Source organism: Mesorhizobium sp. BR1-1-3, from assembly GCF_020165455.1.
In the GTDB taxonomy this organism is placed as follows: Bacteria; Pseudomonadota; Alphaproteobacteria; order Rhizobiales; family Rhizobiaceae; genus Mesorhizobium; species Mesorhizobium ciceri.
Map to the genome: position 1 here is coordinate 162633 of NZ_JAIUIC010000012.1, position 23001 is coordinate 185633.

A 23001-nucleotide genomic window follows, 5' to 3' on the forward strand; every position below is an offset into this window, starting at 1 on the left:
CCATGCCCTTGCCGATCCTTGCGCTTGCCATTGCGTCCTTCTGCATCGGCACCACCGAATTCGTCATCATGGGCTTGCTGCCTGAGGTCGCCGCCGACCTCGGCGTGTCGATCCCCGCGGCGGGCCTGCTGGTTACCGGATATGCGCTGGGCGTCGTCTTCGGCGCCCCGATCGTCGCCATGGCCACTACGCATTTGCCGCGCAAGCCGGTGCTGGTCGGGCTGGCCGTGCTGTTCGTCGTCGGCAATCTGTTTTGCGCCATCTCGCCCAACTACTGGACGCTGATGGCCGCGCGTGTCTTCACCGCTTTCGGCCACGGCGCCTTCTTCGGCATTGGCTCGGTCGTTGCCGCCAGCCTGGTGCCGCGCAACAAGCGCGCCAGCGCTATCGCGCTGATGTTCGCCGGGCTGACGCTGTCCAACATCCTGGGTGTTCCCGCCGGAACCGCACTTGGCGAAGCGTTCGGCTGGCGCTCCACCTTCGTTGCCGTGGTCGGTATCGGCCTGATCTCGGTGGCAGCGATCGCCTGGTTGGTGCCGTCCGATGTCGCCGAGCCAAGCGGTGGCGGGCTGCGCGGCGAGCTGCGCGTGCTGGGCAAGCTGCAGGTCTGGCTGGCCATGCTGATCGCGGCGCTGACCTCCGCAAGCCTGTTCACCGTCTTCACCTACATCAAACCCTACCTCACCGAGGTATCGGGCTTGTCGACCTCGGCAGTCACGTGGGTTCTGCTGCTGTTCGGCGCGGGCATGACCATCGGCAACATCATCGGCGGCAGACTGGCCGACTGGAAACTGATGCCGACAGTGATCGGCACCCTGCTGCTGATGGCCCTGCTTTTCGTTGGATTCAGGCAGTTCGGCGCAATCGCCAGCGTTGCCGTCGGCATCGTCTTCCTGTGGGGCCTGCTCATCTTCGTCGTCGTGCCGCCGTTGCAGATCCGGGTCGTCGAGGCGGCCTCCAAGGGACCGAACCTTGCCGCCACGCTGAACCAGGGCGCCTTCAATATCGGCAATGCCAGCGGCGCCTGGATAGGCGGCGTGGCCCTGTCCGCCGGTGTCTCCTATGCCAATTTGCCGCTGGTCGGCGCAGCACTCGCTGTTTTGGCGGTCACCGTCGCTGTGCTGTCGCAGGCGCTGGACCGGCGCGCGCCGGTCATCCCGCTTCCGGCTGAATAGTCTCTTGCGCCCATAGCGCGGCAGGCTGGACCAATCGACATCGGCGCCTTCAAATCGCATGTCTCTCGCTCCTGATGGAGGAAGTCATGCAGAAATCGATCGAACGCATCGCCGGCGAAAGCGAAGGGGTTTCCTACGAATTCCCGCTGTTCCGCTTCACTGGTTCCGACAAGGCTGCTCCTTCAGCCTATCTGCAGGCGGCACTCCATGCCGGCGAGTTGCCGGGTGTCGTCGCCATCGACGCGCTGATGCCGATGCTTGCCAGGGCGGAGGCCGAAGGCCGCATCAAGGGCAACCTCACCATCGTGCCCTGGGCCAACCCGATCGGCCGGGCGCAATATCATTTCGGCGAGCATCAGGGCCGCTTTCATCTCGGCACGCGCACCAATTTCAACCGCGGCTTTCCGCTGCTAACGGCGCCCGACACAGCGCTCCTGCCCGACACCACCCTTGGCAGCGTCGACCAGCGGCTGAAGTCGCGGCTGGTGCAGCTGTCGCTCGGCCACGACATCGTGCTCGACCTGCACTGCGATGACGAGGGCCTCGCCTATCTCTACGTCCACACCAGCCTGTGGCCTGATATGGCCGATTGCGCCGCGGCCATGGGCGTCGACGCGGTCGTGCTGTGGAGCGAAGACACTGACGGCACCTTCGAGGGCGCCTCGATCATGCCCTATCAGAACGTCCCCGCCGATGTGGCCAAGCTCGACCGTCGCGTCGCCACCACCGTCGAATATCGCGGCATCCTCGATGTCGATGGTGCCTTGGCCGCCGCCGACGCCGACGGCCTCTACCGGCTGCTGGTGGCGCGCGGCGTGATCGCCGACAGCGCCCTGCCCGCGCCGGGTCCTTTCACCGGCTTCGTGGCGCCATTGGAAAACATCGACATGATGCCGGCGCCACGGGCCGGTGCCGTGCTCTACGACGTGAAGCCCGGCGACCGCGTCGCCAAGGGCGCGCGCCTCGCCACCATCGTCCATGCACCGGGTGAAACCGATGGCCGCACCGAAGTGTTCGCGCCGCAGGACGGCATCATCCTGACCCGCCGCTCGCGCCGCATCATCCGCGCCGGCGAAGATCTTCTGAAGCTGGTCGGCGACAGGAAGAGCACTGATGCCCGGTCGGGAACGCTGGAGGACTGACTTAGCCCGAAATAGCCAGTCGCGCCTTCGCCTCCAGCCATTCCGCCATCTGCCGGTAAGGCACCGGGCCGTGACTGATGCGGGCGACACCCAGTTCCGCCAGCCGCTGGCGCGGCGGCACATGCGCCAGCGCAATGATGTTGACCGGCAACGCAATTGCCTTGCAGAGCGTCTCGATCAGGCCTTCGTCGCCAAGGCCCGGCGCAAAGAAGCCGTGCGCGCCGGCTTTTTCGAAGGCCTGTGCGCGCTCGATGGCCTGGTCGAGCAGAACGTCATCATGCGCATCCGGTTTCGCCTTGAGGAAGATGTCGGTTCGAGCGTTGATGAATGCCGGTATGCCGGAAGCCTTGACGGCCGCCGCCGCGGCTTCGATGCGCTTTGCCTGCACGGAAATGTCATGCAGGCCGCTGCCACCGACAATCTGATCCTCGAAATTGAAACCGATAGCGCCGGCCCGCAGCGCCAACGTCACCGTGCGAGCGACGATTTCCGGGTCAACGCCGTAGCCGCCCTCGAGGTCCATGGTCACCGGCAGGTCGACCGACCCGACGATGCGCTTGATGTTGTCGAGCGCCAGTTCCAGCGGGATTTTCTCGCCATCGGCGTAGCCGAACGCGGCCGCGACCGGCCAGCTTCCGGTGGCGATCGCCTTGGCACCCGCTTTCTCGATGATCTTGGCCGAACCCGGATCCCAGGCATTGTAGAGGACGACCGGGTTGCCCTTGACGTGGAGGGAATGAAACGTCCGCGCGCGCTCGATCTGCTCGGTCATGGTTATTTTCCCGTCTTCCTGCTGTTGGATGAGCACTCTAAGCGGCACTGTCGGCTCTGGCGATGTGCCATGAGCCTGAGAAGCGGCGGCCAACGAACAGACTTTCAAACCTGTTGCGCATCCTTCTTTTCGCAGCTATGGATTTCGCCATGAATATGCGTTCGATCAAGACCATTTGGTGGTGGGCCTGCTGACAGCGGCCTGTTCGAACACGTGCGCGTGAATAGAGAGGGTGGCCGCAACGGAAAGTCCGGGCGGCCATTTGTTTTTTCCAAGCCATTCCCGGGTCCGTTGCCCCAAGAAGCTGATGGAGACGGCAATGACGATGAAGGTTCTGGAAAACGGCGCGGAAAGTTTCGTGACCGCGGGTGGCATCACCATCACCCGCGCGCGCCACGACCGGCCGTATGCGGGCGCGATCGACGCTTACGTCGACGGCCTGAATTCGCGCCGCGGCGCGGTGTTTTCCTCCAACTATGAATATCCCGGCCGCTACACGCGCTGGGACACCGCCATCATCGACCCGCCTCTGGTTGTCTCCGCGCGCGGCCGCGCCATGCGTATCGAGGCGCTCAACGGCCGTGGCGAGGTGTTGTTGCCGGTCATCGGCAAAGCGCTGGATAGCTTGGCCGATATCACCATCGCCGAGACATCGAAAAGGCTCATCCGTCTCGACGTCGCCAAGCCCGGCCGTGTCTTCACGGAAGAAGAGCGCAGCCGCGTTCCTTCGGTGTTCACGGTGCTGCGCGCCATCACCGCTCTGTTCAAGACCGAGGAAGACGCCAATCTAGGTCTCTACGGCGCTTTCGGCTACGATCTCGCCTTCCAGTTCGACCCGGTAGACTACAAGCTCGAACGCAAGCCAAGCCAGCGCGACCTGGTGCTGTTCCTGCCTGACGAGATCCTGGTCGTCGACCATTATTCGGCCAAGGCATGGACCGACCGCTACGACTATGCCGGCGAGGGTTTTTCGACCGAAGGGCTGCCGCGCGACGAAATCTCCGAGCCGTTCAAGAGCCCCGACCGCATCCCGCCGCGCGGCGACCATGAACCCGGCGAATACGCCGACCTGGTGCGCAAGGCGATGGATTCGTTCAAGCGCGGCGACCTGTTCGAGGTCGTGCCGGGCCAGATGTTCTACGAGCGCTGCGAGACGCAGCCGTCCGAGATTTCGCGCAAGCTGAAGGCCATCAATCCGTCGCCCTATTCCTTCTTCATCAATCTGGGCGAAGGTGAATATCTGATCGGCGCCTCGCCCGAAATGTTCGTGCGCGTCAACGGCCGCCGCGTCGAGACCTGCCCGATCTCGGGCACCATCAAGCGCGGCGACGACGCAATTTCCGACTCAGAGCAGATCCTGAAACTGCTCAACTCGAAGAAAGACGAATCCGAGCTGACCATGTGCTCGGACGTCGACCGCAACGACAAGTCGCGGGTCTGCGAGCCGGGTTCGGTGCGCGTTATCGGCCGGCGCCAGATCGAGATGTATTCGCGCCTGATCCATACGGTCGACCACATCGAAGGCAGGCTGCGCGAAGGCATGGATGCCTTCGATGCCTTCCTGTCGCATGCCTGGGCGGTCACCGTCACCGGCGCGCCGAAGCTATGGGCCATGCGCTTTATCGAGCAGAACGAGAAGAGCCCGCGCGCCTGGTATGGCGGCGCGATCGGCATGGTCAATTTCAACGGCGACATGAACACCGGCCTGACGCTCCGCACCATCCGTATCAAGGACGGCATTGCCGAAGTGCGCGCCGGCGCCACATTGCTGTTCGACAGCATTCCCGAGGAAGAAGAAGCCGAAACCGAACTGAAGGCATCCGCCATGCTCTCCGCCATCCGCGACGCCAAGACAGGCAATTCCGCCAGCACCGAGCGCACCACCGCGCGCGTCGGCGACGGCGTCAACATCCTGCTGGTCGACCACGAGGACAGTTTCGTCCACACGCTGGCCAATTATTTTCGCCAGACCGGCGCCAACGTCTCGACCGTTCGCTCGCCGGTGCCTGAGGAAGTCTTCGACCGGCTGAAACCCGACCTCGTCGTGCTGTCGCCCGGCCCCGGCACGCCGAAGGACTTCGATTGCGCCGCAACCATCAAGAAGGCGCGCGCCCGCGAACTGCCGATCTTCGGCGTCTGCCTTGGCCTACAGGCATTGGCCGAGGCCTATGGCGGCGAACTGCGGCAGCTGCACATACCGATGCACGGCAAGCCGTCGCGCATCCGCGTCTCCAAGCCCGGCATCATCTTCTCGGGCCTGCCCAAGGAAGTCACCGTCGGCCGCTACCACTCGATCTTTGCCGATCCGGTGCGGCTGCCCGACGATTTCATCGTCACGGCCGAGACCGAGGACGGCGTCATCATGGCCTTCGAGCACCGCAAGGAGCCGATCGCCGCAGTGCAATTCCACCCGGAATCGATCATGACGCTCGGGCACAATGCCGGCATGCGCATCATCGAGAACATCGTCGCCCACCTGCCGCGCAAGGCCAAGGAAAAGGCCGCCTGACGATCATGGCCGAAGCCGAGAACACGATGGCGATCGCGGCCAAGGCGGCCGCGAAGCGCAAGGTCGCGAACCTCGCCTTCTGGTCGATTATCGTCGCCTTTGTCGTGCTCGCGCTGAAAGCTGCCGCCTGGTACGTCACCGGCTCAGTCGCACTCTATTCGGACGCACTGGAATCGATCGTCAACGTCATCGCCTCGGTCGCCGCCTTCTGGGCGATCCAAATCAGCCACAAGCCGGCCGACCAGGATCATCCCTTCGGCCATCACAAGGCCGAGTATTTCTCGGCAGTGCTGGAAGGCGTGTTGATCGTGCTTGCCGCGCTATTGATCCTCAACGAGGTCTGGCGCTCCTGGCAGACTCCGTCACCCTTGGAACAGCCTTGGGAAGGTCTTGCGGTCAACGGCGTTGCCACGATTATCAACGCCTTCTGGGCCTGGACGCTGATCCGCGCCGGCAGGGCGGAGAAATCACCGGCACTGGTCGCCGACGGCAACCACATCATGACCGACGTGGTGACCTCGATCGGGGTCTTCGGCGGCCTGGTCGGGGCGATCCTGACCGGTTGGCAGATCCTTGACCCCGCACTTGCCGTCCTCGTGGCTTTGAACATCCTGTGGCAGGGCTGGCATGTCATAGGCTCGTCGATGAACGGCCTGATGGACCGCGCCGTCGACACCCAGGAACACATGCGCATCCGTGACGTCATCTCGGCCAATTGCAAGGGCGCGCTCGAGGTGCACGACCTCAAGACGCGCATCGCCGGCCGCGCCACCTTCATCGAGTTTCATCTGGTCGTCGACGCAGACATGTCGGTCGGCGCCAGCCATGTCATCTGCGACCGCATCGAGGACGCGCTGAAAGCCGAAATCCCCTCGGTGCGCGTCACCATCCATGTCGAGCCCGACGACGAGGCCAAGCTGCCCAAGGGCACGACGGCCGTGCCGTTCGCATGAGGCGGTTCACCAGGTCTCGATTGAGAGATCTTTGATCCGCTCGAATTCCCGGACATTACGGGTCGTCAGCGTAAGGTTCCGAGCGCGCGCTTGCCCACCGATCAACGCATCGTAGGGACCGATCGGAGTTCCTAACGTCGCAAGCGTTGCCCGAATCTCCCCAGCATGTCTTGCGTCTTCTCGGTCGAATTCGAGCACCGGGAACTGCAGAGCTTCGATGCGCGCCAAATTTTCAGCCCTTCGCTGGCTCTTTTCAGCACCATAGTGCAGTTCGTGCGCGACGATCGCAGAGAGGGCAAAGTCCTGCGGCCTGTGCCGTTTTAGCAGCGCCAACAGACCCGCGTCGCCCTGGATGACCGCGATGACGGCATTGGTGTCGAGCAGGTAGATCACTTGAAAACGTCATCCAAGGCAGGTCGATCCTGCCCGTCTTGACGTTCGAGCGCCGCCTCGGCGAAATCGTTATCAAGCGGTCCGATCACTTGGTCTAGCCACGCCCAGTCCTGCGCAAGCGGTTCCAGAATGACGGTTTGCCCGTGACGGCGGATCGAAACCTCATCTGTTTCGAAACGGAACTCCTTGGGCAGACGCACAGCTTGTGACCGGCCCGACCAGAACACTTTCGCCTTGTCCATCATGCTATCCTCAAATGAGAATATAGCAAAGATATATCCCTTCATGGCGACGTAGACAAGTCCGAGCTCAGGGCGAGCAGGCCGATTGCGGCATTGGCTTCAGCCGATAGACCTTGTCGTCGGATTTCGTCTTTCCGGCGTCCGCCTTCGAACACAGGTCGACGATTGCAAGCGCGCTGTTTGGGTTGGCCAGCATCATCGTGCCGTTGGCGCCACGCTTGAGGAAAATCTCCTTCTGCGCGATGTCGCAGGAGAAATTGCTCATCTTCGTGCTGGCCGCGCAGCGCCACTGGTCGGCTTCGCCCTGGCAGGAATAGGTCTGCGTCACCTTGGCCGATTTCTGCCGTGTGGTGACGGTAACGGCAATGTCGGCGCCGTCTGGCCAATTGGCGGTGTCACCGCCCGAGGCGAAGGACGCCAGTTCTACCTTGCCGCGGAAAACCCGGATCGACTGGGTGAGTTGATCGGGGTGCGAGCCGAGATGCGCTGCATCGTAGTCGCGCCCATAGCAGAACGCCTGGTCCGGCTTCAGCCGCTCGCGTAGCGGAGCTCCGAGCGCAGCGGCGACTGGGTCGATGCGCGCGAACTCCGCCTGGCAGGTCGCTGCCGGCATCGGGTCGAGGCGGAAATTGTCATCCTCCGAGCCGAGCGCCCGCCTGTCATATTCCGCTGCGCCAAGCTCCTCTTCTGATCCGGCATCGAGATAGATGTCGGGCTGCAGATCCGAGAGGAACAGCCGACCCTTGTCATCGACCTTCAGCGACGCAAGCGTCCGGTCGCATTCCATGCCGCAATGGACCGGGCCCGTCTTGCCGTCCTCGGAAGCATGATTGCACCAGCCGCCGGCCCATTCAGGCGACTTGGCGCCGCGCACGGTGGTGGCGATGAAGGCATTGTAGGACGTGTCGGAATTCGCGGTCGGTTCCTCGTTCGGCCGGCTGACCGGATCATGGCCGTAGTAGAAGAAGATCCGCCCCACCTTCTGCTTCGGGTGCGCCTTGAGATGCCCCGCATCATAGACGCGGCCGAAACAGGCGTCAGCGCCGTTCGGACTGAGTTCGGTAAGCTTCAGCGCATCGTCGGCGGAGGCCGATCCGGCAAGCGCGCCGAGCAGCACGGCGCCAAACCCGGCGCCGGCAACCGTCTTCCATTCCCCCAACCCAAACGCCCATTCCTTCAACGCCATGTGACCTCTCCTCCGCATCGAAAGGACGCAACGGCAATTTATGCTAGTATTGCGGCTGGAGTCACGCAATTCGCGGTCAGCCGCCAAGCGGAGGAGGATGCCATGCGCAGGCGCGATATGTTCCGCACGGTTCTTGCCGGAACCGGAACGCTTCTCGGTCTGCGGGCAGCACAGGCAGCCGCCACCGAGCCCACAAGGCAAAAAGTCGCCTACCACTTGAGCGACACCGACAAGGTCAATTTCGTGCTCGGCAACATCAAGAACCATTATGAAGGCACCGGCGGCAAGGTCGACATCGTGCTGGTCGTGCATGGTCCCGCGCTCGCGGCCTTCAAGTCGAAAGGCATATCGGCCGCGATTTCCGGGCGCTTCGCCGGCCTGGTGCAGCAGGGACTGGAACCCCACGCCTGCGCCAACACCATGCACGGCATGGACATCACACTCCCCGACCTGCTCGCCGGATTTCATGCCGCCGACAAGGGCGGCGTCGTCAAACTCGCCGAACTGCAAGGCCAGGGTTACGCCTATCTGCGTCCGTAGAGCGGTTTGTTTGACGCAAATCCCCCGGGGAAAGCGCTCACACTTTTCCTTGAATTGCTCCAAGGCTTGAACACCGGGGTGGCAAGGGCCTACGAAGGGCAGGCAGACATCCCGGAGGAAGAACCGTGCCAGCCACCACACTCAGCATACCCGATCTTGCCGGCAAGGCAGTGCTGGTTACCGGTGCATCGACCGGCATCGGGGCGGCGCTCGCGCTGGCCTATGCAGCGCAGAAATGCAAGGTGGCGCTGCATTATAACTCGAGCCGCGACGCCGCCGAGAAGCTCGGTCTGACGATTGCCGACAAGGGCGGCGAGGTGTTTCTCGTCCAGGGCGATTTCTCCGTTGCCGCCGATGTCGAGCGCGTCGTCGAGGACAGTGCGCAATATTTCGGCCGCCTCGACGGGCTGGTCAACAATGCCGGCGGCATGCTCGGCCGCATCCCCTATGCCGAGCAGACCGAGGCGCATTACGACGCGGTGATGGACCTCAACGCCCGTTCGGTGCTGACTGCTTCGCGCAAGGCGATCCCGTGGCTGAAGAAACAGGGCGGCTTCATCGTCAACACCTCGTCGATCGCCGCCCGCAATGGTGCGGGCGGCGGCGCCGGGCTTTACGGCTCGGCCAAGGCCTTCGTCTCCAATGTGACGCGTGGCATGGCAAAGGAGCTGATCGGCTTCGGCATCCGCGTCAACGCGGTGGCGCCCGGCACAATTCTCACCCCGTTCCACGAGCGCTATTCGACCGACGAGCAGATCAAGGGCATGGTCGCCACCATTCCGCAGGGACGCGCCGGCACGGCGCAGGATTGCGTCGGCGCCTATCTGTTCCTCTCTTCCGACCTTCTCAGCGGCTACATCACCGGCCAGGTGATCGAGGTGAATGGCGGCCAGTTGATGCCTTGAACGGCTATCGGCATACTGGCGATCTGCACGCTCTTGTCGAAAACCTCAAAGGGAGACAACGGAATGTACGGACTGATCGGCAAGATGCGGGCGTCGCGCGGCCAGCGCGACGCGGTCATGGACCTCCTGCGCGCCAGCACCGGCGCCCTGCCGGGCTGCCTGAGCTATATCATCGCGCGCGATCCCGCCGATGCCGACGCGATCTGGGTCACCGAAGTGTGGACCGACGCCGAAAGCCACAAGGCCTCGCTGCAGCTTCCCGAAGTCCAGGCAGCGATCGCCAAGGCGCGGCCGTTCATCGCCGGCTTCGAATTCCAGGTCGAGACCCACCCCGTCGGCGGCTTCGGCCTAGCCGACAGCAAGACGGGGTGAGTTCGATGCCAATTTTGACGAGCAATCTTTGACGCAGACAGTAAACATTCGCGATGCGAAAGCTCATCTGTCGCGCCTTGTGAGACGTGCAGCCCAAGGCGAGTCGTTTGTTATTGCCAAAGCCGGCAAGCCGTTGGCCAGAATCGTGCCGATCGAACAGCCGACGCTGCAGGCGCGACGGGTCGGTTTTATGGCCGGCCAGTTTTCCGTCCCCGACGATTTCGACCGCATGGGTCGCAATGAGATCGAGCAACGGTTCAACGCCGGCTTGCGAGACCTGTTACTCGACACCTGGGCGGGTGAAACAATCATTTTTCTGTGAATCGCGGTTCGCATTTTTCGCCCTGCGGGTCTAAGAGCGAAACATGGATTCCTCGGCCGAGCAGCCCTCCCCGGACCTGCCCACACTCGAGCGCATGGCGCGGATGCGCAAGCTCTGGCAGTGGCTTGCCCTGCTGGTTGTTTCCTTGCTGTTTGCCGGCGCGCTGGAACTCGCCGCCCTGCCGGCGGCGCTGCTGATCGGGCCGATGCTGGCGGCCATCGTCGCCGGCACCAATGGCGCCACGGTACGCGTGCCGCGTCTTCTGTTCGGCGCCGCCCAGGCGATCGTCGGCTGCCTCGTCGCGGCGTCGATCTCGGCCGACATCTTTCCGGTCTTCACCCAGGAATGGCCGCTGTTTCTCGGCGTCGTGGTGGCCACCGTCACAGCCTCCAGCCTGCTCGGCTGGCTGATCAGCCGCTGGCGCATCCTGCCCGGCACCACCGCCGTCTGGGGCTCGTCGCCGGGTGCGGCCACCGCCATGGTGCTGATGGCGGGTGCCTTCGGCGCCGACCAGCGCCTCGTCGCTTTCATGCAATATCTGCGCGTCATCTTCGTCTCGATGACGGCGGCACTCGTTGCCAAGATGTGGGTCGACACGTCTGATGTCGAGATCCCCGCCATCGTCTGGTTTCCGCCGATCGATGCCCAAGCCTTCGCCGCCACCATCGGCATCGCGGTCGTAGGCGGCCTGGGGGGAAAGTTGTGCCGACTGCCCTCGCCCTTCTTCCTCGGCACCTTCATCTTCGGCACCGTCGTCCATCTCGGCTTGGGCGTGGAAATGCAATTGCCGCAATGGCTGCTGGCCGTCAGCTACGCCATGGTCGGCTGGTCGATCGGCCTGAACTTCACAAGGGCGATCCTGCGCCATGCGGCGCGCGCCTTGCCGCAGATCATCGCCTCGATCGTGGCCTTGATCGCCTTTTGCGGCGGCCTTGCCTTTATGATCAGCCATCTCCTGGGCATCGATCCGCTGACCGCCTATCTGGCGACCAGCCCCGGCGGCATGGACAGCATCGCCATCATCGCTGCAGCAGCGCAGAACGTCGACATCTCTTTCGTCATGGCCCTGCAATCAGCACGCTTCCTGATCGTGCTGCTGATCGGCCCGAGCATGGCGCGGCTGGTGGCGAGAAGCGTCAGGCAATAGGCAGCGACTAGTCCTCGCCGCCCTCGCCCACGCTGTGCGCGTCCCGGCGCCAGTAGGCCGTAACCAGGTGGCGGTCGCGCGGCAGGCCCCACTGTTTACGCACGATCTTGCGGATCTCCCGGAAATCGCCAAATTCGCAACCGGCCCAGACGTACAGGCCGTCGGCAAGCGCCATGTGCTTGCGCTCGCGCAAGGCGGCGGACAACAGGCCCGCGGTGCCGGCCTTGCGGCCGTGCCGGTAAAGCCAGGTGATGTCGATATTATCCCCTTGCGCCAGCGCCATCCGGTCATCCGGCCCATCGATCTCGATCAGCGCCTCAGCGCGTGTTGACGGCGGCAGATCTTCCAGAATCCTGCCTATGGCGGGAAGTGCTGTGTCGTCGCCGAGCAGAAGCAAGGTCTGCGCCACCGGAGCGTCGCCGCCACCGGGTCCGATCATGCCGATGACATCTCCCGCCTGTGCATTTTGCGCGAAGCTGGCGGCGGGCGTCTCCTGGCCGGGGTGCAGCACGAAATCGACATCGAGCCAGCCGCTTGCGGCATCCAGCGCCCGGATCGTGTAGACCCGCACGGCAAGCGCATCGTCGCCCGAAGGCCAGACAATCAAGCCATCGGCACCCATCGACGGCCAGAGCGGCTGGCGGCCAGCCGGCGGCAGCAGCAGCCGTATGTGCAGGCCGCCATGGCTAAACCGGCCGAGATCCTTACCGGCGAAGCGCAGACGCTGCATATGCGCCGAGATCCGCGTCGACGACATCACCGTGATCTCGCGGAAGAAGACCGGCATGCCGGCGTCAATGCCGTCGCCTTGCCAATGGATGCCCCTAGTCGTGCCGAGATGTTCGGCGACATGGCCGGCAACCGTCATCTTCATGTAGGACAGGCAGGTTTCGTCGGACGCCGCGACGCGGATCAGTACGCTTTCATCATCGAGCGTGGCGCTCAACGAACCATAATAGAGGCGAAGCTCCCATTGGTCGGCGACGCCGGTGTCGATCTCGAATTCGCTGTGCTCGGCGCGCAGCCGGTCCATCACCGACCTGATCGCCGCGTCGCTGATCCGGGTTTGCGCGCTCAATTGGTCCATCATTCAAGTCCTATGCAACAGTTCGGGGCAAGCGCCGCAGCGCCACCGCGGTCAGCGGCATGCCACAGCCGCTCAAGCGCTTCCACACAAACATGACCATCACTGTCATATTATGCGATGAACGCCTAGCGCGCCGCAAGGCGATCGGGAAGGAAATCGACGAACACGCGCACCTTCGGCGACAAATGGCGGTTGGAAGGCCACAGCATCCGGAACTGGCCACGGCCGTCGACATGACCGTCGAGAACGGTACGCAGCCTGTCTTCGTGCAGCGCCTCACGCACCAGGAAATCCGGCATGCAGGCGATGCCGAGGCCGGCGATCGTGGCGCCCTTCAATGCTTCCATGTTGTTGCAGGTCAGCATCGAGCGGATCTGCGGTTCAGCGCTTCCGGTTATGAACGGCCACTCCAGCAGCCTGCCGCTGTTGAGGAAGCGGAAGTTTATGCCGAAATGCCTGATGAGATCCGCCGGCTCGCCGGGTGTGCCATGGCGCTCGAGGTAGGAGGGCGCCGCGCCCAGCAGCATGCGGAAGGGCGCAACGGGTCTCGACACGAGGCGCGAATCAGGCAGCTCGCCGCTGCGGATCGCGACATCGATGCCCTCGTCGATGACGTCGACGATCCGGTCGTTGAAATCGATATCGAGCTCGATCTCGGGATAGCGGGCCATGAACTCCGACAGCACCGGCAGCAACAGATGATAGGTGACGATCGGGGTGGATATGCGCAGCCGCCCACGCGGTGTTTCCCGTGTCCGCGACAGCATCGCCTCGGCATCGTCGATGTCGTCGAGGATGCGGCGCACCCGCTCGTTGAACAGCTTGCCCTCTTCCGTCAGGCCAATGCGCCGCGTGCTGCGCTGCAGGAGCCGCACGCCGAGTTCCTGCTCGAGCCGGGCGACACTTTTGCCGACAGCGGAAGCCGAGATGCCAAGCGCCCGTCCGGCAGCGACGAAATTGCCGAATTCGGCGGTGCGGGCAAAGGCCAGGAGCCCGTTGAGACGATCCATCGTGTCATTCCATTCGAGCGTTTCAGTCCGATATACCAGGAGATATAGCACCATTTTTCCGGAAATGCCGACGACCTATCTTGTCATCACGACCGGCTCCGCAATCGCGCGGCCCACCGGCGAGTGCTGTTTCAGATAGGAAAATCCATGACTTCCAGGACCACAACCGGCTCTGCCGAGAGATGGCTCGTGCTCTTGTCCGTGTGCCTTGCCGCCATGACGATGCCATTGACCTTCACCGGTCCGGCCGTCGCTCTGTCGCGCATCGCGGCCGATCTCGGCGGCAGTCCCATCGAGCTCAACTGGGTGACCAACGCCTTCATGCTGACCTTCGGCGCCACACTGATGGCGTCGGGCGCCCTGGCCGACAACCACGGCCGCAAGCGCCTCTTCCTCGTCGGCCTCTCCCTCTATATCCTGGCATCGCTGGGCGCGATGCTGGCGCCGGACATCATCTGGTTCGACATCTTCCGGGCCGTGCAGGGGATCGGCAGTGCGGCCGCCTTCGCTGGCGGCGCCTCGGCACTCGCCCAGGAATTCGAAGGGCCATTGCGGCTGCGCGCCTTCAGCTTCCTCGGCACCAGTTTCGGCATCGGCCTCGCCTTCGGCCCGATCGCGTCGGGCCTGCTCATCTCCGCATTCGGCTGGCGGTCGATCTTTCTTCTGGTTGCGGCACTCGCGATTGCCGCCGCCATGCTCGGCCTGCGCACCATCAGGGAATCGCGCGACCCGGATGCGACGGGCCTCGACTGGGCGGGAGCCGGCACCTTCACGATCGCGCTGGCGTCGCTGACCTATGGCGTGCTCCAGGCGCCGCAGAGCGGCTGGGCTGATCCCCTCGTCGTCACGCTTCTGGCCGCTTCTATCATCTGTTTTGTCGCCTTCGTCGTTGTCGAGCGGCAAGCACAACGGCCGATGCTCGATCTCACGCTGTTTGCCTACCCCCGCTTCGTCGGCGTCCAGTTCCTGGCTGCGGCACCCGCTTACGCCTTCGTCGTCCTGCTCGTCCTGTTGCCGATCCGTTTCATCGGCATCGAAGGGATGAACGAGATCAAGGCCGGGCAATTGATGATCTGCCTCTCAGGTCCGCTGCTGATCCTGCCGATGCTCGCCGGCCAGCTGGCGCGCTGGATCGCACCGGCCACCATCTGCGGCGTCGGCCTGCTCGTCGCTGCCGCCGGGCTTGTCTGGCTGAGCCTGACACCACCGGTCGATAGTGCGCTGATGGCGCCGCTGATGCTGATCGGCGTCGGCATCGCTCTGCCCTGGGGATTGATGGACGGGCTTGCGGTCAGCGTCGTGCCGAGGGAGCGCGCCGGCATGGCGGTCGGCATCTTCAACACCACCCGCGTCGCCTGCGAGGGTGTGGCGCTGGCGATCGTCATGGCGACGCTTTCCGGCTTTGCCGCCGCGCAGCTCGCCGCACAAGGAATGGCATCTTCGACGGACGCAGCGGCGGCAGCCCAGTTGCTGGTGACCGGCAATCTCGGCGAAGCAGCACAACATCTGCCCCAAGCCGGAGCCATTGTTCTGGTCCAGGCCTACGAGACGGCGTTCGACAGGCTGCTGATCGTGTTGGCGGCGATCACCGTCGTCACCGCCCTTGTCGTCTTCCTTGGCCTGCGTCGCGTATCGGCTTCGGAGCGCGAAACCGCCCTGCCGGCATGCCAGGAAGGGTAGCCGTCAGCGGACGGGCCTCCCTATCAATCCAGCCTGTGCATCAGGTCCTCATCCAGCCAACGGCCGAAGAAATAGACCAGTTGCTTGTGCCACCACGGCCAGTCGTGGCTGACATCGCCGCCCCAGTAATCGACCCAGGCGGGAATGGATTTGTCGCGCAGGATCTGTTCCAACCTGCGCGTCTCGACCAGCATCCGCTCTTCCCACGCGCCCTGCCCGCAGCAGAAGATCAGCCTGAGCGTCTTCAGCCGGGCCAGCAGTTTGGGATCGACGATGCCGGGCAGATAGTCGAGCGGCGAGTTGTAGAAGATGTCGCCCTCGAGCGCCCTGCCGAAAAAATCGCGGGCCGAATAGACGCCCGACAGCGCGATGACGCCGCTGGCGAGTTCGGGAAAGCGGAAGACGAAGTTCGAGGAGTGATAGCCGCCCATCGAACAGCCCGAGAACAGCGGCTTCAGCTTGCGCCCGCCATTGGCCTGCTCGGCCGTGGACAGGAAGTCCGGCAGCGCTTCCTCGCGCACATAGCGGAAATAGGCCTCTTGGCGGGCAATGCGATGAGCCGCGTCGGCATGCTTGTCGAAGAAGGATTCCGAATCGACGCCGTCGACCGTGAACAGCTGGATGCGGCCGGTGTCGATGAATTCGGCCAGTGCGCCCACCCCGCCGGAATCCTCGAACTGGTAGAACCGGCCCTGCGAGGTCGGAAACACCACCACCGGCCGGCCGGCATGGCCGTAGCGCTTGTATTCCATGTCGCGGCCGAGCTGGCTCGAGAAATTCTTGTGATAGGAAATGTCCATCGCCTCACGCCTTTTCCGCGTGGATGTACGCGACCGCTTCGCGCAGCGCTGCTTCGTCTTTCGAGCGCATCTGGTAGGCGTAATTTCCCATGGCGCGGCTGAAAACCTCTTCGATGGCCTGATGGTGGACGATCTTGTCGCGGTGCGCGGCTAGCACGTCCTCATGGCTGTGCAAATAGTGGAGGCGTCGCTTGCGGCTGGCATAGGCGGTGAAATATTTGCCCTCGTAAGGGCCGCCGGCGGCATCCCTGACCACCATGTCGGCCCACGCCGCATAGACATCGATGTCGAACGTATAGTTGATCGCATCGGTCATCCACGCGCCGGGCGGGCGCATGTTGACCTCCAGCGCGATGACACGGTCGTCCTTGGTCTCGAACAGCTCGATGTGGAAGAAGCGTTCACGCACGTCGAATGCTTTCAGGATCTTTCGACCGGCCTCCTCGACCGCCGGGTTGATCCTGGGAAAGCAGGTATAGCTCATGTGGCGGTCCTTGTTGACCACCTCCATGACGCTCTGGTCGTAGCGGTGGCTGGCCGCCAGCACCACCTCGCCGTCGCGGTTGACCAGCCCGTCATAGGTCACCACCAGCCCCTCGATGAACTGCTCCATGACGAAGGTCACGTCCTCGGGCTTGTCCCGGAAGAACTGGTCGAGCTCCTTGGCGTTGGAGATCTTGAAGGTGTTCGATGCGCCGGAACCGCTGTCGGGCTTGACCACCACCGGATAGCCGACGCGCCGGATAAAGGTCATGGCCCCGGCGCGGTCGGAACATTTGCGCTGCGCGATGGTGTCGACGCCGCTCTTGCGGAAGAAGGCACGCATGCGGCTCTTGCGCTTCAGGTTCTTCACGAAATCGAGCTTGGTGCCGTAGATGTTGAAATCGGTGCGGATGTTGGCTTCCAGCTCCAGCCAGTGTTCGTTGAGCGATTCAAAGCGGTCGATGCGGCCCCACTTGTGGATGAAATGCCCCATTGCCCGGAACACCGGATCATAGTCCTCCATATCGGCGACACGGTAGTACTCGCTGAGCGCCGCCTTCAGCTTGGCATCGAGCGCGTCATAGGGCGCGTCGCCGATACCGAGCACCCTGGCCCCGGCCTTCTTCAAACGGTCGCAGAAATCCGCGCCATTGGCGGGAAAATGCGGCGAGAAGAACACGAAATTCATGGACGACCCCTCCCGGCGACTGGACATCGCAACCCGTCGCCCAAGTCTGGCCCATTTGCCGCGCCTGGGGAAGAGCACGCGCGTCGGGGTGCCGCCCGTCTCAACCAGCCGGCAGACAAATCGGACAACTCATCTGCTGCCTAATCCGGACGACTGCTTACGACACGGCCTGCCGAACTCAGCTGAACAAAGGCCTGGCGGCGGCAGTCAGTTCGGCGGTGTTGGCAGCTTTTGTGCCGAAAGTTTTTTAATGATAGGAATTTTTTCTTGACTCCCTGCCCTCAGCTAAGGTACATTTTCATCCATGGTGCTGATTTGCGCCAGTGACCCGCCGCACAGGCGGGTTTTTCGTTTGACGCTTCGTCGGCCAACGCGCCGGCAAAGGCTCCGAAGCCCGTTAACCCGGATTCATTGTCCTGCACGGCCTGCGGCCCGCTTCATCCCCAGCCTCCATTCGCTGGCGATAAAACCGGACAACTCACGTGCTACCTAATCCGGACAACTCATGTGCTTACGACACGGCCCGCGGCCCACTTGCCTCCCACAAGCCGCTCCTGTAAGAGAACCGCCATGAACACGCGCGCCAGCAACGCTTCCCGTCCGACCGGTTTTTCCGGCGAGACCGTGCGCGCGCTGGCTTCGACCCTGCTTCTTCTCGGCCTTATCGGCGATCGCCGGGTTCGCTGAAGGAGCGCCCGGCGGTCGAACCGCCGCGCAAGCGCATGCTCCTTGGCAATCACATCAAGCGAACGAAATTCTGGTAAAGGCGCCGCTCGCCATCAATCCACCTGAAGGTGGATCCATGAGCCGCCGGGAGAAACGACGATGAACGCACGAGAAGAGATCCGCTCCGATGCCGCGGTAGCCGACACGGATTCGGCCAAAGGCATGCCCGACGCAGCCCGCAAATATCAGCCCTATCCGACCGTCGGTCTCACCGATCGCACCTGGCCCTCGAAGGTTATCGACAAGGCGCCGATCTGGTGCTCGGTCGACCTGCGCGACGGAAACCAGGCGCTGATCGATCCTATGGGCCATGAGCGCAAGGCACGCATGTTCGGCCTGCTGCTCGACATGGGCTTCAAGGAGATCGAGATCGGCTTCCCGTCGGCCTCCCAGACCGATTTCGACTTTGCCCGCTGGTGCATCGAGGAAGGCAACGTACCCGCAGATGTCTCGCTGCAGGTGCTGGTGCAGTGCCGGCCGGAGCTGATCACCCGCACCTTCGAGGCGCTGAAGGGCGCCACCAACCCGATCGTCCATTTCTACAATTCGACCAGCGAGCTGCAGCGTCGCGTCGTCTTCGAGAAGGACGTCGGCGGCATCAAGCGGATCGCCACCGACGCCGCCAAGATGATCACCGACATGGCGGCCAAGGCCGGGGGAGGCTTTCGTTTCGAGTATTCGCCGGAAAGCTTTACCGGCACCGAGCTGGAAGTGGCGCTGGAGATCTGCAACGCCGTCACCGAGATCGTCAGGCCGACCGCTGACAACAAGCTGATCATCAACCTGCCCTCGACGGTCGAGATGTCGACACCCAACATCTATGCCGATCGCATCGAGTGGATGTGCCGCAACCTCGACAACCGGGAGAACCTGCTGGTCTCGCTGCATCCGCACAATGACCGCGGCACCGGCATCGCCACCACCGAGCTCGGCCTGATGGCCGGCGCCGACCGTGTCGAAGGCACGCTGTTCGGCAATGGCGAGCGCACCGGCAATGTCGACATCGTCACGCTGGCGCTGAACATGTACACGCAAGGTGTCGATCCGTTGATCGACTGCTCCGACATCAACCGGATGAAGGACGTCTATGAATATTCGAACCAGTTGAAGATCCCCGAGCGCCACCCCTATGTCGGCGAACTCGTCTACACCGCCTTTTCCGGTTCGCACCAGGATGCCATCAACAAGGGCATGAAGGCGCTGAAGAAGGCCAATACGAGCCTGTGGGAAGTGCCCTATCTGCCGATCGACCCGGCCGATGTCGGACGCAGCTACGAAGCCATCATCCGCATCAATTCGCAGTCCGGCAAGGGCGGCATCGCCTATGTGCTGCAGGCCGATTACGGCCTCAATTTGCCGCGCAACCTGCAGATCGAGTTCAGCCAGGAAATCCAGGCGATCACCGATGCCGAGGGCAAGGAAGTGCCGGCCAGGCGCATCTACGAGCGCTTTCTCGAGACCTATGTCGACCAGCCCGGCGCGCGGCTGAAATTCCTCGATCACCACACCTATCCCAGCACCGAGATCAAGGGCCGGCGCGTCGTCGAGGCGGTCATCCTCGACAACGGCAAGGAACTGACGATATCGGGCACAGGCACCGGCCCGATCGACGGCTTCGTCGATGCGCTGTCACGTCATCTCGGTGTCGAGATGTCGGTGCTCGACTATTCCGAACACTCGATGCAGCGCGGCTCGAACGCGTCGGCCATTTCCTATGTCGAGATGGAATATCCCGGCGGCAAGCTGTTCGGCGCAGGCATCAACACCAACATCGTCGCCGCCTCGCTGGAAGCAGTGATGTCCGCCGCCAACCGTATCGTCGGCAAAAAAGCCGGCTGACGCCCGACGGGAACAAAGATCGGAACCGTCCCAATCTGGTGATCGGTTCCGACCTTTCGGGCCGTTAACCACCGCGGAATTATCCGGTGGGTACGTGATCGCATAATGGGGTGTATACTTGTGTGGTGGTGCGGGACCTATATGATCGCGCCTCAACCTGTGCCGACTTCGAGAGGATCGACACTTGCAGCATGCCACGCCTGCCGCCCCCGCAGTGCGCGAGACACTGGAGCGACTGCTTGCCAGCCAAACGTTCGGCCGATCCGAACGCGCGCGCAAGCTGCTACGTTATCTTGTCGAACGTGAACAGGCCGGCGAAGCCGACAGGCTCAAGGGCTTTTCCATTGCCATGGATGTTTTCGGCAAGGACGGCGATTTCGACCCGTCCACCGATGCCGTGGTGCGGGTGCAGGCAGGCAGGCTGCGCGAGCTTCTGCAGCACTATTTCGCCAATGAGGGAATTGCCGAACCGGTCCGCATCGCCATTCCGCGCGGCGGCTATGTTCCTGCCTATGAATCGAATGCGATCCGCCTGCCGGATATTGCCGAGGCTGTTCCCGAACTCAGGCTGGACGGCGCATCCGCCGATCGGTCAAACGAAGCCGGCACGGGCACGCCGGAGGCGATGTCTCTGACTTCCGTACCGACTTCGCCTGCCCCCTCGGTGGCGCGCCATCTCCGCTTTTTCTGGATGGCGATCGCGCTGGTCATCGCCATGCTGGGCGTACTGATTCTTCGCCAGGGCAGCACTGCCTTGCTGGCAGGCGGCGACATCTCGGCAACGCCGGAGACCGCTGGTGCAACCGCAAGCATCACATCGTCGGCAAGGGCTGACGCCCTGCCGCAAGTCTATATCGGACTCAAGGCTGACGGCCCCGACGCCAGCCGTGTCGCCGCATCGCTGCGCGCCGGCCTGAGTGGCTTCGATACGATCGACTTCATCGGTCGCGACACCGTCAACGATCCAGCCGACGACGCTGCGAGCTTCATATTCGACATCCTGCCCGGACCGGACGCGGGCGATATCACGATAGAACTGCAAAGCATGGCGTCCGGACGGGTGCTTCTATCGCGCAATCTCACCCCTGCCGACAGCGCACCTGCGGCGGTCGAAGACCGTATTGCCGACATGCTGAGCTCGGCACTCCCCGCCTCCGGCACCATCTACAACTATATCGAGCAGACCGGCACGCCAAACGGTCTGACGCAGTGCCTGCTGCTCAACGGCAAATATTACCTCGACCAGAACGCCAGGACCCATGAGGCGGCCTATCGTTGCCTCGAGAAGCTGGCCAATGGTGGAACCAAGTCCTCGCTCGTCTATTCGGAACTTGCTTCCCTGCATCTCGAGGCGGTGTCCGATCATTACGCCTATCCGCCCAACGCGACGATTGAAACAGCCGTCGAGTTTGCCCATCGCGGCGTGCAGATGGGTCCGACCAGCCCTTATGCGCATCGCGCCTACGGCTATGTCAGTTCGCGCCTCGGCAATACGGACGAATCAATCCGCTGGATGCGCAAGGCCTATGAACTCAACCCCTACGATCTCGGCATGGCCGCCGCTTACGGCTACGGGCTGATCTTCGCCGGACGATACGCCGAGGGAACGCCGATCCTCGATCATGCGGCGGAGACCTTCAGCGGACACCCGACATGGTGGGACTATGGGCTGTTCGTCGGTGAGCTCATGCTCGGCGACACGAACAAGGCAGTCGCGGCCAGCATGGCACTGAGAACGACGGCAACGAAATCACACTATCTGGCGGCACGGCTGATCGGCGCCAAGGCTGCCGGACAGGACCATCTGGTGAGCACGCTGCTGAAACAGTTGACCACCGAGTTCCCCAAATTTGCCGCCGATCCGCGGGCGACTTTCGTCGAACGGAAATATCCGGCCGACCTGACCGACCGGCTGGTTCAGGCACTGCGTGTTGCCGGGCTCGGCAGCCCGAGCTGACACCATCGACGTCCGCGCACTGGCTGCGCCATGTCCCGATGGGTTTACTGCGCTCCGATCGCCGAATGCCGGTTGATCCCCAAGTTCTGTACACAACCGTACAAATCGCGAAAATTTTACTGGTCATCATGTCGGACTAGGAGCAATTCAGCCACGATTGGTGTCGCGCATTCTGCAATAACAAAAAATCAGCTTTCATGACCGCATCACTTTTTGCCGCCGAAGAGGGTGTTGGCTCGAAGGCCATCGTCCTGCTGCACGGTTTCGGCGGCTGCCACGATGTATGGCGCGAGGTGATTTCCGCTCTGACGCCTTCCACGCATACGCTGGCCTATGATCTGCCTGGGCATGGGATGTCGCTCGACTTTCCCGCCGCCGGTCCGGCCAGGGTGGCGGCCAAGGCCGTGCTGACCGACCTCTCGGAGCGTCGCCTGAAGCGCGTTCATCTCGTGGGCCACTCGATGGGTGGTGCCGTGGCGGCGCTGATGGCGCTGGCCGAGCCCGAAAAGATAGCCTCGCTGACGCTTCTGGCGCCGGGCGGCCTTGGCCCCGAAATCAATGGACCGCTGTTGCGCCGCTATGCCGAAGCCGCGGATCGGTCCGAGATCCGCTCCTGCCTCTCCGTGATGTCGGGACCTTCTGCCCTGCCGCTCGAACATACGGTAGACATCCTTTGGGAAATGCGCAGGCGACCCGGCCAACTCGAAAAGCTGGTCGGGATCGCGGCCGCCATGACCGTGGACGATCGGCAAGGCGTCATCCCGCACGATCGCCTCGATCGGCTGAACATGCCGGTAATGGTGGCATGGGGAACCAGCGATGCGGTGCTGCCCTTTACCCAGGCGGATGACCTGCCGGCGCATTTTCACGTGCACCACGTGCTGGAGGCGGGCCACATGCTGGCCGAGGAAGCACCCGACCTCGTTGCCGAGATCATTCGCCGCAACACCAGCCGCCGCGCCAGGCCGCACCGCCAGAAATTCGCCGCAGCAGCAAGCTGACCTTTTCGCGCACGACGACCCTCCTGAGCATCCCGACGCCGTCGATCTCGCCAGTGCATTTTGTCGGCGGCT

General features: G+C 63.2%; 21 protein-coding genes. 13 read left to right on the plus strand and 8 right to left on the minus strand.

Annotation, left to right across the window (positions count from 1 at the left end; all coding sequences use genetic code 11):
• Positions 1-2: 2 nt before the first annotated feature.
• Together LB559_RS24855 and LB559_RS24860 are read left to right on the plus strand one after the other, a co-directional pair.
• Positions 3-1175 (plus strand): MFS transporter, encoded by a 1173-nt coding sequence (locus LB559_RS24855; protein WP_224675198.1) that lies wholly within the window; start codon positions 3-5, stop codon positions 1173-1175.
• A gap of 86 nt (positions 1176-1261) precedes the next feature.
• Positions 1262-2317, plus strand: a complete 1056-nt coding sequence (locus LB559_RS24860) for a succinylglutamate desuccinylase/aspartoacylase family protein (protein ID WP_224675199.1) — start codon at positions 1262-1264, stop codon at positions 2315-2317.
• A 1-nt stretch (position 2318) separates the two neighbouring features.
• On the opposite strand, the gene LB559_RS24865 is transcribed toward LB559_RS24860, so the two are convergent.
• Positions 2319-3089: an isocitrate lyase/phosphoenolpyruvate mutase family protein gene (locus LB559_RS24865; protein WP_024504525.1), complete on the minus strand. Its 771-nt coding sequence runs from the start codon at positions 3087-3089 to the stop codon at positions 2319-2321.
• 319 nt (positions 3090-3408) lie between these two features.
• On the opposite strand from LB559_RS24865, the gene LB559_RS24870 reads away from it, so the two are divergent.
• Together LB559_RS24870 and LB559_RS24875 are read left to right on the plus strand one after the other, a co-directional pair.
• Positions 3409-5598 carry an anthranilate synthase gene (locus LB559_RS24870; protein ID WP_024504524.1) on the plus strand — a complete coding sequence of 730 codons (2190 nt, stop codon included), beginning with the start codon at positions 3409-3411 and terminating at the stop codon, positions 5596-5598.
• Between the two features lie 5 nt (positions 5599-5603).
• The gene (locus tag LB559_RS24875; protein ID WP_013529938.1) at positions 5604-6551 is read left to right on the plus strand and encodes a cation diffusion facilitator family transporter; all 948 of its coding nucleotides are present in this window, start codon (positions 5604-5606) and stop codon (positions 6549-6551) included.
• A 6-nt stretch (positions 6552-6557) separates the two neighbouring features.
• Here the strand turns inward: LB559_RS24875 and LB559_RS24880 are convergent, their stop codons facing one another.
• The 3 genes from LB559_RS24880 to LB559_RS24890 all read right to left on the minus strand — a co-directional run bounded on the left by LB559_RS24880 (position 6558) and on the right by LB559_RS24890 (position 8372).
• Positions 6558-6944, minus strand: coding sequence for a type II toxin-antitoxin system VapC family toxin (locus tag LB559_RS24880; RefSeq protein ID WP_224675200.1), 387 nt, complete (start codon positions 6942-6944; stop codon positions 6558-6560).
• Positions 6941-7186, minus strand: a complete 246-nt coding sequence (locus tag LB559_RS24885) for an antitoxin (RefSeq protein WP_023760667.1) — start codon at positions 7184-7186, stop codon at positions 6941-6943. Before LB559_RS24885 ends, LB559_RS24880 begins: the two co-directional genes overlap by 4 nt.
• A gap of 67 nt (positions 7187-7253) precedes the next feature.
• Entirely contained in the window at positions 7254-8372 is a 1119-nt protein-coding gene (locus LB559_RS24890) for a hypothetical protein (protein WP_224675201.1), read from the minus strand.
• Positions 8373-8474: 102 nt separating this feature from the next.
• On the opposite strand from LB559_RS24890, the gene LB559_RS24895 reads away from it, so the two are divergent.
• The 5 genes from LB559_RS24895 to LB559_RS24915 all read left to right on the plus strand — a co-directional run bounded on the left by LB559_RS24895 (position 8475) and on the right by LB559_RS24915 (position 11658).
• Positions 8475-8912 carry a DsrE family protein gene (locus LB559_RS24895; RefSeq protein WP_013529935.1) on the plus strand — a complete coding sequence of 146 codons (438 nt, stop codon included), beginning with the start codon at positions 8475-8477 and terminating at the stop codon, positions 8910-8912.
• 125 nt (positions 8913-9037) lie between these two features.
• Complete coding sequence (locus LB559_RS24900) at positions 9038-9817, plus strand: SDR family NAD(P)-dependent oxidoreductase (protein WP_013529934.1); 780 nt, start codon at positions 9038-9040, stop codon at positions 9815-9817.
• Positions 9818-9880: 63 nt separating this feature from the next.
• A complete protein-coding gene (locus LB559_RS24905) occupies positions 9881-10189 on the plus strand; it encodes a putative quinol monooxygenase (protein ID WP_013529933.1) in 309 nt (102 codons plus the stop codon).
• A gap of 28 nt (positions 10190-10217) precedes the next feature.
• Positions 10218-10511 carry a type II toxin-antitoxin system Phd/YefM family antitoxin gene (locus LB559_RS24910; RefSeq protein WP_224675202.1) on the plus strand — a complete coding sequence of 98 codons (294 nt, stop codon included), beginning with the start codon at positions 10218-10220 and terminating at the stop codon, positions 10509-10511.
• 43 nt (positions 10512-10554) lie between these two features.
• Complete coding sequence (locus LB559_RS24915) at positions 10555-11658, plus strand: AbrB family transcriptional regulator (RefSeq protein WP_224675203.1); 1104 nt, start codon at positions 10555-10557, stop codon at positions 11656-11658.
• 7 nt (positions 11659-11665) lie between these two features.
• Here the strand turns inward: LB559_RS24915 and LB559_RS24920 are convergent, their stop codons facing one another.
• Both LB559_RS24920 and LB559_RS24925 read right to left on the minus strand, forming a co-directional pair.
• Positions 11666-12745: a siderophore-interacting protein gene (locus LB559_RS24920; RefSeq protein ID WP_224675204.1), complete on the minus strand. Its 1080-nt coding sequence runs from the start codon at positions 12743-12745 to the stop codon at positions 11666-11668.
• 125 nt (positions 12746-12870) lie between these two features.
• Positions 12871-13755: a LysR family transcriptional regulator gene (locus tag LB559_RS24925; RefSeq protein ID WP_224675205.1), complete on the minus strand. Its 885-nt coding sequence runs from the start codon at positions 13753-13755 to the stop codon at positions 12871-12873.
• Positions 13756-13902: 147 nt separating this feature from the next.
• On the opposite strand from LB559_RS24925, the gene LB559_RS24930 reads away from it, so the two are divergent.
• Positions 13903-15435 carry an MFS transporter gene (locus LB559_RS24930; RefSeq protein WP_013529928.1) on the plus strand — a complete coding sequence of 511 codons (1533 nt, stop codon included), beginning with the start codon at positions 13903-13905 and terminating at the stop codon, positions 15433-15435.
• A 23-nt stretch (positions 15436-15458) separates the two neighbouring features.
• Here the strand turns inward: LB559_RS24930 and LB559_RS24935 are convergent, their stop codons facing one another.
• Complete coding sequence (locus LB559_RS24935; RefSeq protein ID WP_224675206.1) at positions 15459-16235, minus strand: esterase family protein; 777 nt, start codon at positions 16233-16235, stop codon at positions 15459-15461.
• A 4-nt stretch (positions 16236-16239) separates the two neighbouring features.
• Positions 16240-17406, minus strand: a complete 1167-nt coding sequence (locus LB559_RS24940) for an ATP-grasp domain-containing protein (RefSeq protein WP_024504514.1) — start codon at positions 17404-17406, stop codon at positions 16240-16242.
• An 825-nt stretch (positions 17407-18231) separates the two neighbouring features.
• Between LB559_RS24940 and leuA the strand changes: the two genes are divergently transcribed.
• The 3 genes from leuA to LB559_RS24955 all read left to right on the plus strand — a co-directional run bounded on the left by leuA (position 18232) and on the right by LB559_RS24955 (position 22929).
• Positions 18232-19971 (plus strand): 2-isopropylmalate synthase, encoded by a 1740-nt coding sequence (gene leuA / locus LB559_RS24945; protein ID WP_032899463.1) that lies wholly within the window; start codon positions 18232-18234, stop codon positions 19969-19971.
• 184 nt (positions 19972-20155) lie between these two features.
• Complete coding sequence (locus LB559_RS24950; protein ID WP_224675207.1) at positions 20156-21928, plus strand: tetratricopeptide repeat protein; 1773 nt, start codon at positions 20156-20158, stop codon at positions 21926-21928.
• Between the two features lie 197 nt (positions 21929-22125).
• Positions 22126-22929: an alpha/beta fold hydrolase gene (locus LB559_RS24955; protein ID WP_027162195.1), complete on the plus strand. Its 804-nt coding sequence runs from the start codon at positions 22126-22128 to the stop codon at positions 22927-22929.
• Positions 22930-23001: the final 72 nt, after the last annotated feature.